We start from the raw sequence: 14,697 nt of genomic DNA, 5'->3' as shown, positions 1-14,697 counted from the left end.
GCCTCTTGCCCGGCGGGAGAGGGGTTGGGGGAGGCAGCGGCTTAGGCCTTGACCGCGGTTTACCCCAGCGGATCAGCGGGGTGATCGGATTCGCCAGCGCCTGCTGCTCGACAACTGAGCCGGCTGGATGACAGGGCGGGCTTGAGTGCCTACCGGGCAATTCCGTATAAGGGGGACTCGTTGATCTGCTGAACAGGACGCCGGCCCATGCTGCGACTCTCCACGCTCTACCGTTTCCCCCTCAAATCGGCCATTGGCGAAAACCTGCCGCAGGCGCAGTTGGATGCCCTGGGGATGCAGGGCGACCGCCGTTGGATGCTGGTGGATGCGGCGAACGGCCGTTTCCTCACTCAGCGTGCGCTGCCGCACATGACTCAGCTGTCGGCGCGTTGGAATGCAGCCGGTGGCCTGACGCTGAGCGCGGCGGGCTTCCCCTCCCTGGAGGTGCCCTTGCCGGGTGCGGATGCCCCGTTGCGCGGTGCGTTTATCTGGAGTGACAGCCTGCAGGTCCCGGATGCCGGCGATGAGGCGGCCGACTGGCTGAGCCGCTTTATCGGCAAACCCTGTCGCCTGGTGCAGGTCCCCGCCGAGCGTGGGCGTTGGGTCGAGGGCAGTCAGAATGTGAATGAGAAGGTGGGGTTTGCCGACGGTTTTCCGCTGCTGCTGATTGGCCAGGCCTCGCTGGATGACCTCTGCGCGCGGGTTGGGCGGCCGTTGGAGATGCTGCGCTTCCGGCCGAATCTGGTGGTCGAAGGGAGCGAGCCCTACGCCGAGGACAGCTGGAAGCGCATCCGCATTGGCAGCGTGGAGTTTCGCGTGGCCAAGGGCTGCTCCCGTTGCATCATGCCGACCCTGGACCCGCTGACAGGCGAGCGTAGCGCCGACCGCGAGCCGCTGACCACCCTCAAGACCTACCGCGAGCGTGAGGGTGAGGTGTATTTCGGCCAGAACCTGATCAACCAAGGCCCGGGTGAGCTGAGGGTCGGGATGGCAGTCGAAGTGCTGGAATAACGCCCCGGCAGGGTCTGCTCCTTTAGCCCACCAGTGAGCCAGAATGTGGGCTGAAGCCCACCCTACTGATCGTCGAAAAAGCGTTCGTGCCAGTCCACCAGCGGCTGCGGGGCGTTGAGCTTCTGCCCGTAGATCACCGAATAGGACAGCACGTTCTGCACATATTGGCGGGTTTCGTCGAACGGGATGGTCTCCACCCAAACGTCATAGGCCAGGTGATTGGAGCCCTTGAGCCATTGCCGTACGCGACTCGGGCCGGCGTTATAGGCCGCGGAGGCGAGCACCCGGTTGCCGTTGAACTGGCCATGCACCTGACTCAGGTAGGCGGCGCCGAGCTGGATGTTCTTGTCCGGGTTGAGCACCTGCTGCGGCGAGGCGAGGGGGATACCGAATTTACGTGCGGTTTCCTTGGCGGTTGCCGGCATCAGCTGCATCAGCCCGCTGGCCCCGACGCCGGAGCGGGCGTCGGTCATAAAGGCGCTTTCCTGGCGGGTAATGGCGAATACCCAGCTGGAATGCAGGCCGCGCACCTTGGCTTCGCGCACCAGGGTGGCGCGGTGGGCCATCGGGAAACGTACATCCAGGTCATCCCAGTACTGCGCCAGGCTGATGGTGCGGATGGCCGGGAAGTACCATTCCATGTCGTAAGCCAGGCGTGCCTGCGCGACCAGTTCATCGCGGCTGAACAGGCGGCTGACGTGGTACCACTCACGCCGGCCGTCGACGATTTGCCCGCGCGCGTGGAACTCCAGGGCACGGCGAATACCGGCGGTGTTGCGGACTTTCTGGATGACTCTCGGGTCCAGCAGCAGCGGCTTGTTATTCAGCTGGTAGGGCGCCTTGATCTGGTCGGCGGCCATGAAACCGTAAAAGTCGCGCTCGCGGGAAACCGGTTGGTAGAGACCGATCGGCTCCTGGCTGTTGGGCTGGGCCAGTTGCAGGCTGCGCGCCTGCCAATAGCGCCAACGGTTGCTGTTGGCCAGTTCCGGCGGTAGGCGGCGGGTCAACTGGTAGGCTTCATCCCAACGGCCGAGGCGCAGCAGCAGGCGCATCCGCCATTCGGACACCGTGTTGTCGCGCAACTCCGGGTCGTACTGGGTCATGATCGGCAAGGCGCGATTATCGAAGCGTTTGGCCAGGGTCAGGCCGATCTCGCGGGCGATGGCGACTTTTTCTTCGACCGAGAAGGGCAGGCGCTTGGCGTAGACATCCAGCAGCTCGATGGCCTTCTCCGGGTCTTGCCGGGCCAGGCGCCGCAGGCCCAGGCCGACCACGTCGGCCATGCTTTGACTGGCGGGGACGAAGCGTGCGGTCTGCTTCAGCAGCAGGGGCTTCTGCGCCACGTCAATCAGCAGCTGGCCTTGGCTGGCGAGGGTCGGCAGGGTCTTCACCAGATGACTGGCCAAGCCATAGTTACGGGCCTCGGCGGCCAGCTTCGCGCGTTTCCAGCGCTTGTTCTCGGTCAACTGGCCGGCTGCGGCCCAGCGCTCGAACAGCGGCTCGCAGGCCTGCGGTTGTGATTTGCCTACCAGCCAGAGTTTTTCCGCGCTGGCATAGCCTTCGGCAGTCATGCCATGGCCCAGTTGGTACTGGCCATAGAGGCAGTCCAGCTCGGTGAAGTTCAGCTTCGGGTCATAGTGATTGATAAAGGGTTGCCAGTCGCCGCGCTCGGCCAGCCAGCGCAGCCAACGCAGCTTCATCCAACTGGCTTGCGGCAAGTCGCCATGCTCGGCGAGGAATTTCTCGATTTCCGCGTTGCTGGCGGTTTTCAGCCGAGCGGTCAGTTCGTCATAGGCCAAATAGGGTTCTAGCGGGTAATCGCTGAGGGCTTTGGCATACATCCGGTAGGGGTCAGCATCACCCTTGGCCAGGGCGCGCTTAGCCTCATCATAATATTGACGCTGCTGGGCGAGGCTGGCCGCAGCGGCTGCATTGAGGGTGGCAGCCGAGAGAACTAGGCAGGAAAACAGGCTAAGCAGACGACCGCGCATGACACTTCCGAACAGAGAATTCTAAAAAGGCGAGGGTTAGAGCGACGCCAAAGGCGCCTAGCTTAGCCTTTTGCCCGGTGTTGGCGGAAGCGCCGCGCCATTCGGCTGGCCTGATTAAAAAAGGCCAGCAGGGCCCTGGTCCAAGTCGGTAGAATGCGCGCCCAGTTTTGCAGATGCCTGTGGGCGTCTCTAAACATGTTTCGAGCGACGCTCAGGCACGGTGTCACAGCGCAGTTTACTCAGGCTAAACAAGCAGTTTGAGTCCGATAATCACACCGTCCGATCCCGCGCAGTAATTCTTAGAGGCGCCCATGACCCTGCTCAAGTTCACCGATGTTTCCCTGGCCTACGGCGCCATGCCGCTATTGGACAAGGTGTCCTGGCAAATTGCCCGTGGCGAGCGGGTCTGCATCATTGGCCGCAACGGCACGGGCAAATCCAGCCTGCTGCGCCTGGTCAAGGGCGATCAAATGCCTGACGACGGCGCGGTCTGGCGCGCGCCGGGATTGAAAATCGGCGAATTGCCGCAGGAACTGCCGCTCGCCGATGAACGCACGGTATTCGACGTGGTGGCCGAAGGCCTGGACGGTGTCGGCGCCTTGCTTGCGCAATACCATCACCTCAGCCAGAACATCCATACCGATGCCGATCTCGAAAAGCTCATGCATGTGCAGCATGACCTGGAATCGCGTGATGGCTGGCGCTTGCAGCAACTGGTCGACAGCACCCTGAGTCGCCTGCAACTGCCGGCGGACAAAACCCTGGCCGAGCTCTCCGGTGGCTGGCGTCGCCGGGTCTTGCTGGCTCAGGCACTGGTTTCCGAACCGGATCTGCTGCTGCTCGACGAACCGACCAACCACCTGGATATCGGCGCGATCGCCTGGCTGGAAGAGGCTCTGCTGGGCTTCCAGGGCGCGGTTCTGTTCATTACCCACGACCGTTCCTTCCTGCAGAACCTGGCCACGCGCATCCTCGAACTGGATCGCGGCGGCTTGATCGACTGGAACGGCGATTACGCCAGCTTCCTGGTGCACAAGGAACAACAGCTGGCCGCCGAAGAGACCGCCAATGCGCTGTTCGACAAGCGTCTGGCGCAGGAGGAGGTGTGGATTCGCCAAGGCATCAAGGCGCGCCGCACGCGTAACGAAGGCCGTGTGCGGGCGCTCAAGGAGCTGCGCGTCGAGCGTAGCCAGCGTCGCGAGCGCACCGGTAAGGCCAACATTCAGTTGGACACCGCCGAAAAGTCCGGCAAGCAAGTGATGGTGCTCGAGAACGTCAGCTTCGCCCACCCGGGCGGTCCGATGCTGATCAAGGATTTCTCGATGGTCTTGCAGCGCCAGGATCGCATCGGCCTGCTCGGCGCCAACGGTACCGGCAAAACCACCTTGCTCAAATTGATGCTCGAGAACTTGCAGCCGACCAGCGGCAGCATCGAGGTGGGCACCCGCCTGGATGTCGCCTATTTCGATCAGTTGCGCCATCAGCTGGATCTGGAAAAAACCGTGATCGACAACGTTGCCGAAGGCCGCGATTTCATCGATATCGACGGCCAGAGCCGGCATGTCCTGAGCTATCTCGGCGACTTTCTGTTCAGCCCGCAGCGCGCGCGCACCCCAGTCAAGGCCTTGTCTGGCGGTGAGCGGGCGCGGCTGCTGCTGGCCAAGTTGTTCAGCAAGCCGGCCAACCTGCTGGTGCTGGATGAGCCGACCAACGACCTCGACGTGGAAACCCTCGAGTTGCTTGAGGAAGTGCTGTTGACCTTCCAGGGCACCGTGCTGATGGTCAGTCACGACCGGGCTTTCCTCGACAACGTCGTCACCAGCACCCTGGTCTTCGAGGGCGAAGGGCGCGTGCGCGAATACGTCGGTGGCTACCAGGACTGGCTGCGTCAGGGCGGCTCGCCGCGTCTGCTTGGCGTCGGCGAGAATAAGGCCGGCAAAGCCGAAGCGGTGGCTGCGGCGGTGGTCGCCGAAGTGCCGCTGGAGGCTGCGCCGGCCGCGAAGAAGAAGCTCAGCTACAAACTGCAGCGCGAGCTGGAAGCTCTGCCGGCGCTGATCGATGCCCAGGAGGTGAAGATCGCCGCCCTGAATGCCGAGATCGCCGCTCCAACCTTCTATCAGCGCCCGCAGGACGAGGCGAATGCCGCCCTGGCGCGCCTGGAAAGCTTGCAGCAGGAGTTGGATAAGTTGCTGGAGCGCTGGGCCGAGCTGGAAGCCTAATTAGCCTGTCGGAGACATAAATGGCCATCGAGTACCGCATCACCCTCGACGATAGTCACGAGTTCAGCTATCGGATCGAGTTGGATCGTGATTATGACTCTGAGCGGGCGCCCGCGGCGCCGAGTTGGACGCGTCTGGAGCATCAGCAGTGCAGCAACTGCCCGCTCAAGCGCAAGGATTTCAGTCATTGCCCGGCGGCGGTGGATCTGCATCGGGTGATCGAAGATTTCCGTGGTCTGCCAGCCTTCAAAAAGGCGCAGTTCTGGGTGCGTACTCCCGAGCGCGAATACACCAAGCAGGCCGGGCTGGAAGAAGGGCTGCGCGCGCTGCTCGGGGTGATCATGGCCACCAGCGCCTGCCCGGTGTTGGGCCGGCTCAAGCCGATGGCGCAGAACCATCTGCCATTCGCCAATAACCAGGAATTTATCCTGCGGGCCGTGTCGTTGTACCTGGCCCAGCAGTACTTCAACTTCCGCGAGGGGCGGCAGGCGGACTGGGATTTGAAGGGTTTGGTGCGCGTGTTCCAGCAGTTGCAGCTGGTCAATCAGGCTTTTTGGCAGCGCATTCACGACACCTGTGAGGGCGACTCGAACCTCAAGGCGTTCCTCTCCTTCTTCTCCATGTCCTCGAGCATGACCTATTCGTTGGAGACGCAACTGCAGAAAATCCGCCCGTTGGTGATGAGCGCCGGGGAAACGCTGGAGTAGGCCCACCGCGAGTGGGCCTACTCTCGATTCTGCTTATTCCGGTTTTTTCAGGCGCACCGCCAGGACGTCGCAGGGCGCGCCGTGCAGTACATCATTGGCGGTGGAGCCGAGCAGCAGCGCCAGGCCGTGGCGGCCGTGACTGCCGACCACGATCAGGTCGCACTCCTGCTCCGCGGCGAGGCGGTGAATCTCCTGGCGTGGTTGGCCGTAGACCAGATGGCGGCGGTCGGTACCCAGCTTCGAGTATTTCCTGGCAAAACCATCCAGGCGTTCACGGGCCTGCTCGAATTGCTGCTGCTGGAGCGTCGACAGGTCCATCGGCACATCGCCGCCAAAGGCCATGGCCATGGGCTCGACGATATGCACCAGGGACAGCTTGGCTTGGCTGCTGGTGGCCAGCGCGTAGGCGCGCTGCATCACCGGGTCGCATTCTTCGGACAGATCAAGGGCGACCAGAATGTGCTGGTAGGACATGGTGACTCCTCCTGAGATTGGCGTATGAACATAAGTATGGCTGCCATTAGCCGCTGACGGCGGACTTTTGCCTAGGGGATAGAACCTATGACCTTGTGGATCGTGGTAGCGCTCATTGCGGTAGTGCTCAGCCCGCTGGCCTGGTTGCGGCCTTCGCGGCGTCAGCAAGGGCAGATGGCCATGCGCATGGCTGCCCGTCGTATGGGCTTGGCGATGCAGTTGTCGCGCCAGGAGTGGCCGCATTGGTTGCCGCAGGAGCCGCCCAGCCCCTGTCCGCAGTACCACCGCGCGCGGCGTGCCGGGCATACGGACAGTTGGTGCTATTGGCAGATGGCGCCTGGGCAATGGGTCAATCAGTGGCGCGAGCCCTGTGCCGATGCGGCGTTGGCTGAACACTTGGCGAGCCTGCCGGCGGATGTGTTCAAGGTCGAGGCGGGTAAGCAGATGATCGCCCTGTGCTGGGGGGAGCGCGGAGAGCCGGAGACCTTGCAGCGGATTGCCGCGTTGCTGACGGCGCTGGCCTGAGGGGCAAAGAAAAGCCCGGTAGTCACACCGGGCTAGGTATATGGCCAGGCAGGCCGGAAAAGAGCAGTTCAGGCGGGCAGCGAGCGTTTTAGAGTTTGGCTGCCGCGTACTGTGCGGAAACCCCTTCCAGGCCGTCGATGATGCTGTCTGAGTACTTGCTGACCACGAAGGGTACTGAGTTCTCGTTGTAATTCTTCAGCGATTTTTCGATATAGCGCCACTTGGTGTTGATCCCGCCCAACGACTGGCGGATCTGCGGAGTGTTCTGCGCTGCGCTCTCCATGCTGGTCAGTTTGCCGGCGAACTCGTCGACCAGCTGGTCGATGGATTGGCTTTCGCCGCCACCGCCGAAGAAGGTTCCGCCGACTGAGGCGCTACGTGAAGCGTAGTCCACCGCAATGGTTTGCATCAGCAGGCTCTGCTCGCGACTTTGTTGGGTCAGCGGCGGGACATTGAGGCCGCTTTCCTGCTGAATCTTGCTGTACAACTCGCTACTCAAGGCGATCAGTTGTTGGTTGCGCGTGGCCAGGTCGGCGATCGGCTGCAGGTCGGTGAATCCCTGGTCTTTCAAGGCACTGGTGAGGTTTTTGAGCTCGCCGGCATAATCGCTCCATTGCTGGCCGAGCTGGGCGCGCAGGGCTTTGGAGGCCTCGCCCGGCATCTCTGTGATCTCATTGAGGCGGCTGCTGGCGTCTTGCAGCGACTCTTCAATCATTCGCGCATAGCGCTGATCACCCTCCATGCCGTTGTACATATAAAAGTCGCCCAGGCTTTTTTGTGCAGCCAGGCGCAATTGATGCAGCTTCAGCAGGTTGTCGGTCGGGGCGGCGGCATTGGCAGTGAAGGTGGGAAGGGCGGCAGCGAGCAAGGCGCTAAGCGAAATGGCAAGCAAACGGCTCGACATGGGTTACTCCGTGGTGCCCGTTGAGGGCTTTCATTTGTTGTTGTTTTGTCACGGCCGGTCTAATTGGCCATATTGAAACGACTGTACCCGGAGCTTGCCGATTTGGCTAGGTGTGCGCTGGATCACCCCTGTTCGCTGCTGAATAAGGCGTTATTGGCGCTGTTTATGACGCCTGCAGCGGCGCTTTTGAGTCTAGAGATCAGAGCCAGATCAGGGGGCGGCAGAGCGCAGCGCCACAATTGACAAGCGAGCGCTTTTCCTCGATGGTGTGCGCACCCGAATCAAACGGGCGTATGAATCGAGTGTTTGTCTTGTGCAGCGCGGTTCATAAGAGCCCGAATATCGCGTCGGCGGGTGTGTCAGGCTGCTTGAGGCTATCCTCGACAGTTCTGCTGCGGGTGAGCCCGCTGCTTGGCGTCCGACGTGTACTGTTCAGCTTCCATACCGTGGAGATCAGTTGATGATTTACGAAGGTAAAGCCATCACGGTTAAGGCTCTTGAGAGCGGCATCGTCGAATTGAATTTCGACCTCAAGGGTGAGTCCGTCAACAAATTCAACCGTCTCACACTGGCCGATCTGCGCCAGGCGGTGGACGCCATCAAGGCAGATGGTTCGATCAAGGGCGTGATCGTCACCAGCGGCAAAGACGTGTTTATCGTCGGCGCCGATATCACCGAGTTCGTCGACAGCTTCAAGTTGTCCGATGAAGAGTTGGTGGCCGGTAACCTCGAAGCCAACAAGATCTTCAGTGATTTTGAAGACCTCGGCGTGCCAACCGTTGTAGCGATCAATGGCATCGCTCTGGGCGGTGGTTTTGAAATGTGCCTGGCTGCGGATTATCGCGTCATCGCTGGCAGCGCCAAAGTTGGCCTGCCAGAAGTCAAACTGGGTATTTACCCGGGCTTTGGCGGCACCGTGCGTCTGCCGCGGGTTATCGGTACCGATAACGCCATCGAGTGGATCGCTTCCGGCAAGGAAAACAACGCGGTCGACGCCCTGAAAGTAGGTGCTGTCGATGCCGTGGTTGCGGCCGACAAGCTGCAAGCCGCGGCTCTGGACTTGGTCAAGCGCGCCATCTCCGGCGAGCTGGATTTCAAAGCCAAGCGTCAGCCGAAGCTGGAAAAAATCAAGCTCAACGCCATCGAGCAGATGATGGCCTTCGAAACCGCGAAAGGTTTCGTCGCAGGCCAGGCCGGCCCGAACTACCCGGCTCCGGTCGAAGCGATCAAGACCATCCAGAAAGCCGCCAACTTTGGCCGCGACAAAGCCCTGGAAGCCGAAGCCGCCGGTTTCGTCAAGCTGGCGAAAACGTCTGCTTCGCAGAGCCTGGTCGGTCTGTTCCTGAACGATCAGGAGCTGAAGAAGAAGGCCAAGGGTTACGACGAAGTCGCCAAAGACGTGAAGCTGGCGGCCGTACTCGGCGCTGGCATCATGGGCGGCGGTATTGCCTACCAGTCCGCAGTCAAGGGCACGCCGATCCTGATGAAGGATATTCGCGAAGACGGCATCCAGATGGGGCTTAACGAGGCCTCCAAGCTGCTGGGTAACCGCGTCGCCAAAGGCCGCCTGACCGCTGCGAAGATGGCTGAAGCCCTCACCGCTATCCGTCCGACCATGTCCTACGGTGATTTTGGCAACGTCGACATCGTCGTCGAAGCCGTGGTCGAGAACCCGAAGGTCAAGCAAGCGGTATTGGCCGAAGTGGAAGACAAGGTTAAAGAGGACACCATTCTGGCCTCCAACACCTCGACTATTTCCATCAGCCTGCTGGCCAAGGCGCTCAAGCGTCCGGAAAACTTCGTCGGCATGCACTTCTTCAACCCGGTGCACATGATGCCGCTGGTGGAAGTGATCCGTGGTGAGAAGTCCAGCGAAGTGGCGGTTGCCACCACCGTTGCCTACGCCAAGAAAATGGGCAAGAGCCCGATCGTGGTCAACGATTGCCCAGGCTTCCTGGTCAACCGTGTGCTGTTCCCGTACTTCGGTGGCTTCTCCAAGCTGATCAGCGCCGGCGTCGACTTCGTGCGTATCGACAAAGTCATGGAGAAGTTCGGCTGGCCCATGGGCCCGGCTTACCTCTCAGACGTGGTCGGCATCGACACTGGCCACCACGGTCGTGATGTGATGGCTGAAGGCTTCCCGGATCGTATGGCCGTCGAAGGTCGTACTGCCGTTGATGTGATGTACGAAGCCAACCGCCTGGGCCAGAAGAATGGCAAAGGCTTCTATGCCTACGAGATGGACAAGCGCGGTAAGCCGAAGAAAGTGGCTGACCCGGTTGCCTACGAAGTGCTCAAGCCAGTGATCAGCGAACAGCGTGAAGTGACCGATGAAGACATCATCAACTTCATGATGATCCCGCTGTGCCTGGAAACCGTACGTTGCCTGGAAGACGGCATAGTCGAAACCGCAGCTGAAGCCGATATGGGCTTGATCTACGGCATCGGCTTCCCACCCTTCCGTGGTGGTGCACTGCGCTACATCGACTCCGTCGGTGTAGCCGAGTTCGTCGCCCTGGCCGACAAGTACGCCGACCTGGGCGCGCTGTACCACCCCACCGCGAAGCTGCGTGAGATGGCCGCTAAAGGCCAGAGCTTCTTCGGTTAAGCGCGGAACGATAGAGCGAGAGTGAATTTATGAGCCTGAATCCAAGAGACGTGGTGATTGTCGACTTCGGTCGCACCCCGATGGGTCGTTCCAAGGGTGGTATGCACCGCAACACCCGCGCCGACAGCATGTCCGCGCAACTGATCACTGGCGTGCTGGCACGCAACCCCAAGGTCGATCCGGCCGAAGTGGAAGATGTGATCTGGGGCTGCGTTAACCAGACCCTGGAACAAGGTTGGAACATCGCGCGCATGGCGTCGCTGATGACCCCGATCCCGCACACCAGCGCCGGCCAAACCGTCAGCCGCCTGTGTGGTTCCTCCATGAGCGCCCTGCACACTGCTGCGCAGGCCATCATGACCGGCAACGGTGACGTGTTTGTCATCGGCGGCGTGGAACACATGGGCCACGTCGGCATGATGCACGGTGTCGATCCGAACCCGCACCTGTCCCTGTACGCCGCCAAGGCGTCGGGCATGATGGGCCTGACCGCTGAAATGCTTGGCAAGATGCATGGCATCAGCCGTGAGCAGCAGGATGCGTTCGGTGAGCGTTCGCACCGCCTGGCGCACAAGGCCACCGTCGAAGGCAAGTTCAAGGATGAAATCATCCCGATGCAAGGCTTTGATGAGAACGGTTTCCTGAAAGTGTTTGACTACGACGAGACCATTCGTCCGGAAACTACCCTGGAAAGCCTGGCTGCACTGAAGCCTGCGTTCAACCCCAAAGGCGGCACCGTGACTGCAGGTACGTCCTCGCAGATCACTGACGGTGCTTCCTGCATGATCGTCATGTCGGCCCAGCGCGCTCAGGACCTCGGCATCCAGCCGATGGCCGTGATCCGTGCCATGGCGGTAGCGGGCGTTGACCCGGCAATCATGGGTTACGGCCCGGTGCCGGCCACGCAGAAAGCGCTGAAGCGTGCGGGTCTGAGCATGGCTGACATCGACTTCATCGAGCTTAACGAAGCCTTCGCCGCACAGGCCCTGCCAGTGCTGAAGGATTTGAAAGTGCTCGACAAGATGAACGAGAAGGTTAACCTGCACGGCGGCGCGATCGCCCTGGGTCACCCGTTCGGCTGCTCCGGCGCGCGTATCTCCGGGACCTTGCTGAATGTGATGAAGCAGAACGGCGGTACTTTCGGCGTGTCCACTATGTGTATCGGACTCGGCCAAGGTATCTCCACTATCTTCGAACGCATCTAAGCGTTTGACGATACGTAACCGGGGCCCAGTGCCCCGGTTTTTGTTTTGGGTTCGGTATTTTTTATTTTGCAGCAGCAAGGAGCCGCATGATGCAGCTACAACCTGGTCTCTATCGTCACTACAAAGGCCCTGAGTACCGCGTATTTGGGGTGGCTCGGCATTCCGAGACAGAAGAGCAGGTCGTGGTTTATCAGGCCCTTTACGGTGATTACGGTCTGTGGGTACGTCCGCTGAGCATGTTCCGTGAGACCGTCGAGGTGGACGGGCAGGTCGTGCCGCGCTTTGCTTTGATTCAGGCTGAAGCGGACCTCTTCGTGCAGCCCTGAGCCGACATCGAACTTGACGCACGCTTGACCTCACCTTGGTCACCACTATATATAGCGGTGCCGCGACAGGCGCCTCCCGCCTTTCACTTCTCGAATTCAGGAAATTTCCGATCCATGGGCAAATCGCTGGTCATCGTGGAATCCCCGGCCAAGGCCAAGACCATCAACAAGTACTTGGGCAACGAGTACGTGGTGAAGTCGAGCATCGGCCATATCCGTGACCTGCCTACCAGCGGTTCGGCCAGTGCCAGCAAAGAGCCGGCCAAGCGCGGCAAGGCCGCTGCGGCCGAAGCGCCGGTGCTGACAGCCAAGGAAAAAGCCAAGCGTCAGCTGGTCGCGCGCATGGGGGTCGATCCCGAGCATGGCTGGAAGGCCAAGTACGAGATCCTTCCAGGCAAGGAAAAGGTCGTCGAAGAGTTGCGCCGGCTCGCCAAGGATGCCGATACCATCTATCTCGCAACCGACTTGGACCGCGAGGGAGAGGCGATTGCCTGGCACTTGCGCGAAGCCATCGGTGGCGATGACAGCCGCTACAAGCGCGTGGTGTTCAACGAGATCACCAAGAAGGCGATTCAGGAAGCCTTCTCCAAGCCGGGCGAACTGGACATCAACCGGGTCAACGCGCAACAGGCGCGCCGTTTCCTCGACCGGGTGGTCGGCTACATGGTCTCGCCGCTGCTGTGGGCGAAGATCGCCCGCGGGCTGTCCGCCGGCCGTGTGCAGTCGGTAGCGGTGAAACTGGTGGTCGAGCGTGAACGGGAAATTCGTGCCTTCAACCCGGAAGAGTACTGGGAGATCCACGCCAACCTGGGCACCGCCAAAGGCGCCAATGTCCGCTTTGAAGTCGCGCGTGAGAATGGCGAGGCGTTCAAGCCGCTGAATGAACAGCAGGCCATGGCTGCGCTGGAGAAGCTCAAGGCTTCCAGCTACAGCATCGTCAAGCGTGAAGACAAACCGACCAGTAGCAAGCCGTCGGCACCTTTCATCACTTCCACCTTGCAGCAGGCGGGGAGCAATCGCCTCGGCTTTGGCGTGAAGAAGACCATGATGATGGCCCAGCGTCTGTATGAGGCTGGCTACATCACCTATATGCGTACCGATTCGACCAATCTCTCGGCCGATGCCGTGAGCATGGTTCGTGACTTTATCGAAGGCGAGTTTGGCAAGAAATACCTGCCCGCCAAGCCGAATGTCTACAGCAGCAAGGAAGGCGCGCAGGAAGCGCACGAGGCGATTCGCCCGTCCGACGTCAACCTCAAACCGACCCAGTTGTCCGGCATGGAGCGTGATGCCGAGCGTCTGTATGAGCTGATCTGGCGTCAGTTCGTCGCCTGCCAGATGCCGCCGGCGGAATACCTGTCGACCACCGTCAGCGTGGCGGCCAGCAAGTTCGAACTGCGCGCCAAGGGCCGCATTCTCAAGTTCGATGGCTATACCCGCGCGCTGCCGCAGTTGAGCAAGCCCGGTGATGACGATGTGCTGCCGGACATGAGCGAAGGCGAAGTGCTGAAGTTGCTCAAGCTCGATCCGAGCCAGCACTTCACCAAGCCGCCGGCGCGTTACTCGGAAGCCAGCCTGGTCAAGGAGATGGAGAAGCGTGGTATTGGCCGCCCATCCACTTACGCCGCAATCATCTCGACGATTCAGGAGCGCGGTTACGTAGCGCTGCACAACCGTCGTTTCTACTCGGAAAAAATGGGCGACATCGTCACCGAGCGTCTCTCCGAGAGTTTCTCCAACCTGATGGACTACGGCTTCACTGCCGGCATGGAGGAGCACCTGGACGATGTGGCCCAGGGCGAGCGCGAGTGGAAGCACGTGCTGGATGAGTTCTACGGCGACTTCAAGAAAAAGCTCGAAGTGGCTGCCGAAACCGACAGCGGCATGCGTGCCAATCAGCCGACGCCGACCGATATCGCCTGCCGCGAATGCGCTCGGCCGATGATGATTCGTACCGCCTCGACCGGCGTATTCCTCGGCTGCTCGGGCTACAGCCTGCCGCCGAAAGAGCGCTGCAAGTCTACCCTCAACCTGATTCCCGGCGATGAGATCGCAGCCGATGATGAAGGCGAATCCGAATCCCGGGTGCTGCTGGGCAAGCATCGCTGCCAGAGGTGCGGCACTGCGATGGATGCCTATCTGCTGGATGAGACGCGTAAGCTGCATATCTGCGGTAACAACCCGGATTGCACGGGCTATGAGATCGAGCAGGGTCAGTACCGCATCAAGGGCTATGAAGGGCCAAGTCTCGAGTGCGATAAGTGCGGCAGCCAGATGCAGTTGAAGACCGGTCGATTTGGTAAATTCTTCGGTTGCACCAATGCTGAGTGCAAGAACACCCGCAAGCTGCTGAAAAGTGGCGAGCCGGCGCCGCCGAAGATGGATGCGGTGAAGATGCCGGAGCTGAAGTGCGAGAAGGTTAACGACACCTACGTACTGCGCGATGGCGCTTCCGGTCTGTTTCTCGCTGCCAGCCAGTTTCCGAAGAACCGTGAAACCCGCGCGCCTCTGGTGCTGGAGCTGATTCCGCACAAGGACGAAATCGATCCGAAGTATCACTTCCTGATCGAGGCGCCGAAGAAGGACCCGGATGGGCGTCCTGCGGTGATTCGCTACAGCCGCAAGACTCGCGAACAGTATGTACAGAGCGAGGTGGACGGTAAGCCCACCGGCTGGCGGGCGTTCTACGGCGGCGGGGCCTGGAAGGTCGAAGACAAACGCTAAGCG

The 14,697-nt window shown here is 60.9% G+C and carries 11 protein-coding genes; 8 read left to right on the top strand and 3 right to left on the bottom strand.

The window, feature by feature from the left end:
• Positions 1-207 precede the first annotated feature (207 nt).
• Positions 208-1,011 carry an MOSC domain-containing protein gene (locus FFS13_RS04440; RefSeq protein WP_137817895.1) on the top strand — a complete coding sequence of 268 codons (804 nt, stop codon included), beginning with the start codon at positions 208-210 and terminating at the stop codon, positions 1,009-1,011.
• 62 nt (positions 1,012-1,073) lie between these two features.
• Here FFS13_RS04440 and FFS13_RS04435 read toward each other — a convergent pair whose 3' ends face one another.
• Positions 1,074-3,002 carry a transglycosylase SLT domain-containing protein gene (locus tag FFS13_RS04435; RefSeq protein ID WP_137817894.1) on the bottom strand — a complete coding sequence of 643 codons (1,929 nt, stop codon included), beginning with the start codon at positions 3,000-3,002 and terminating at the stop codon, positions 1,074-1,076.
• Positions 3,003-3,313: 311 nt separating this feature from the next.
• Here FFS13_RS04435 and FFS13_RS04430 point away from each other — a divergent pair, with 311 nt between their 5' ends.
• Positions 3,314-5,221 (top strand): ATP-binding cassette domain-containing protein, encoded by a 1,908-nt coding sequence (locus tag FFS13_RS04430; RefSeq protein ID WP_137817893.1) that lies wholly within the window; start codon positions 3,314-3,316, stop codon positions 5,219-5,221.
• A gap of 20 nt (positions 5,222-5,241) precedes the next feature.
• Complete coding sequence (locus FFS13_RS04425; RefSeq protein WP_137817892.1) at positions 5,242-5,928, top strand: hypothetical protein; 687 nt, start codon at positions 5,242-5,244, stop codon at positions 5,926-5,928.
• A gap of 33 nt (positions 5,929-5,961) precedes the next feature.
• On the opposite strand, the gene FFS13_RS04420 is transcribed toward FFS13_RS04425, so the two are convergent.
• Positions 5,962-6,402 (bottom strand): universal stress protein, encoded by a 441-nt coding sequence (locus tag FFS13_RS04420; protein ID WP_137817891.1) that lies wholly within the window; start codon positions 6,400-6,402, stop codon positions 5,962-5,964.
• An 87-nt stretch (positions 6,403-6,489) separates the two neighbouring features.
• On the opposite strand from FFS13_RS04420, the gene FFS13_RS04415 reads away from it, so the two are divergent.
• Positions 6,490-6,927, top strand: a complete 438-nt coding sequence (locus FFS13_RS04415) for a hypothetical protein (protein WP_137817890.1) — start codon at positions 6,490-6,492, stop codon at positions 6,925-6,927.
• 88 nt (positions 6,928-7,015) lie between these two features.
• On the opposite strand, the gene FFS13_RS04410 is transcribed toward FFS13_RS04415, so the two are convergent.
• Positions 7,016-7,831: a hypothetical protein gene (locus FFS13_RS04410; protein WP_137817889.1), complete on the bottom strand. Its 816-nt coding sequence runs from the start codon at positions 7,829-7,831 to the stop codon at positions 7,016-7,018.
• 460 nt (positions 7,832-8,291) lie between these two features.
• Here FFS13_RS04410 and fadB point away from each other — a divergent pair, with 460 nt between their 5' ends.
• From fadB to topA, 4 genes are all read left to right on the top strand, one after another.
• Positions 8,292-10,439, top strand: coding sequence for a fatty acid oxidation complex subunit alpha FadB (gene fadB, locus FFS13_RS04405; protein ID WP_137817888.1), 2,148 nt, complete (start codon positions 8,292-8,294; stop codon positions 10,437-10,439).
• 29 nt (positions 10,440-10,468) lie between these two features.
• Entirely contained in the window at positions 10,469-11,644 is a 1,176-nt protein-coding gene (fadA, locus tag FFS13_RS04400) for an acetyl-CoA C-acyltransferase FadA (protein WP_137817887.1), read from the top strand.
• Positions 11,645-11,733: 89 nt separating this feature from the next.
• Complete coding sequence (locus FFS13_RS04395) at positions 11,734-11,970, top strand: DUF1653 domain-containing protein (protein ID WP_137817886.1); 237 nt, start codon at positions 11,734-11,736, stop codon at positions 11,968-11,970.
• 114 nt (positions 11,971-12,084) lie between these two features.
• On the top strand, positions 12,085-14,694 hold the full coding sequence (gene topA, locus FFS13_RS04390) for a type I DNA topoisomerase (RefSeq protein WP_137817885.1): 2,610 nt from the start codon (positions 12,085-12,087) through the stop codon (positions 14,692-14,694).
• The last annotated feature ends 3 nt before the right edge of the window (positions 14,695-14,697 follow it).

This window comes from Pseudomonas sp. 2FG, from assembly GCF_005502935.1.
Lineage (GTDB): Bacteria > Pseudomonadota > Gammaproteobacteria > Pseudomonadales > Pseudomonadaceae > Aquipseudomonas.
The sequence above is the reverse complement of the archived record's forward strand: the minus strand, read 5'-3'. Positions and strand labels throughout refer to the sequence as shown.

What these genes read in the sequence shown, in the direction of transcription:
- FFS13_RS04440 (WP_137817895.1), top strand. Translation starts at nt 208, where the DNA reads ATGCTGCGACTCTCCACGCTCTACCGTTTCCCCCTCAAATCGGCCATT.
- FFS13_RS04435 (WP_137817894.1), bottom strand. Translation starts at nt 3,002, where the DNA reads ATGCGCGGTCGTCTGCTTAGCCTGTTTTCCTGCCTAGTTCTCTCGGCT.
- FFS13_RS04430 (WP_137817893.1), top strand. Translation starts at nt 3,314, where the DNA reads ATGACCCTGCTCAAGTTCACCGATGTTTCCCTGGCCTACGGCGCCATG.
- FFS13_RS04425 (WP_137817892.1), top strand. Translation starts at nt 5,242, where the DNA reads ATGGCCATCGAGTACCGCATCACCCTCGACGATAGTCACGAGTTCAGC.
- FFS13_RS04420 (WP_137817891.1), bottom strand. Translation starts at nt 6,402, where the DNA reads ATGTCCTACCAGCACATTCTGGTCGCCCTTGATCTGTCCGAAGAATGC.
- FFS13_RS04415 (WP_137817890.1), top strand. Translation starts at nt 6,490, where the DNA reads ATGACCTTGTGGATCGTGGTAGCGCTCATTGCGGTAGTGCTCAGCCCG.
- FFS13_RS04410 (WP_137817889.1), bottom strand. Translation starts at nt 7,831, where the DNA reads ATGTCGAGCCGTTTGCTTGCCATTTCGCTTAGCGCCTTGCTCGCTGCC.
- fadB (WP_137817888.1), top strand. Translation starts at nt 8,292, where the DNA reads ATGATTTACGAAGGTAAAGCCATCACGGTTAAGGCTCTTGAGAGCGGC.
- fadA (WP_137817887.1), top strand. Translation starts at nt 10,469, where the DNA reads ATGAGCCTGAATCCAAGAGACGTGGTGATTGTCGACTTCGGTCGCACC.
- FFS13_RS04395 (WP_137817886.1), top strand. Translation starts at nt 11,734, where the DNA reads ATGCAGCTACAACCTGGTCTCTATCGTCACTACAAAGGCCCTGAGTAC.
- topA (WP_137817885.1), top strand. Translation starts at nt 12,085, where the DNA reads ATGGGCAAATCGCTGGTCATCGTGGAATCCCCGGCCAAGGCCAAGACC.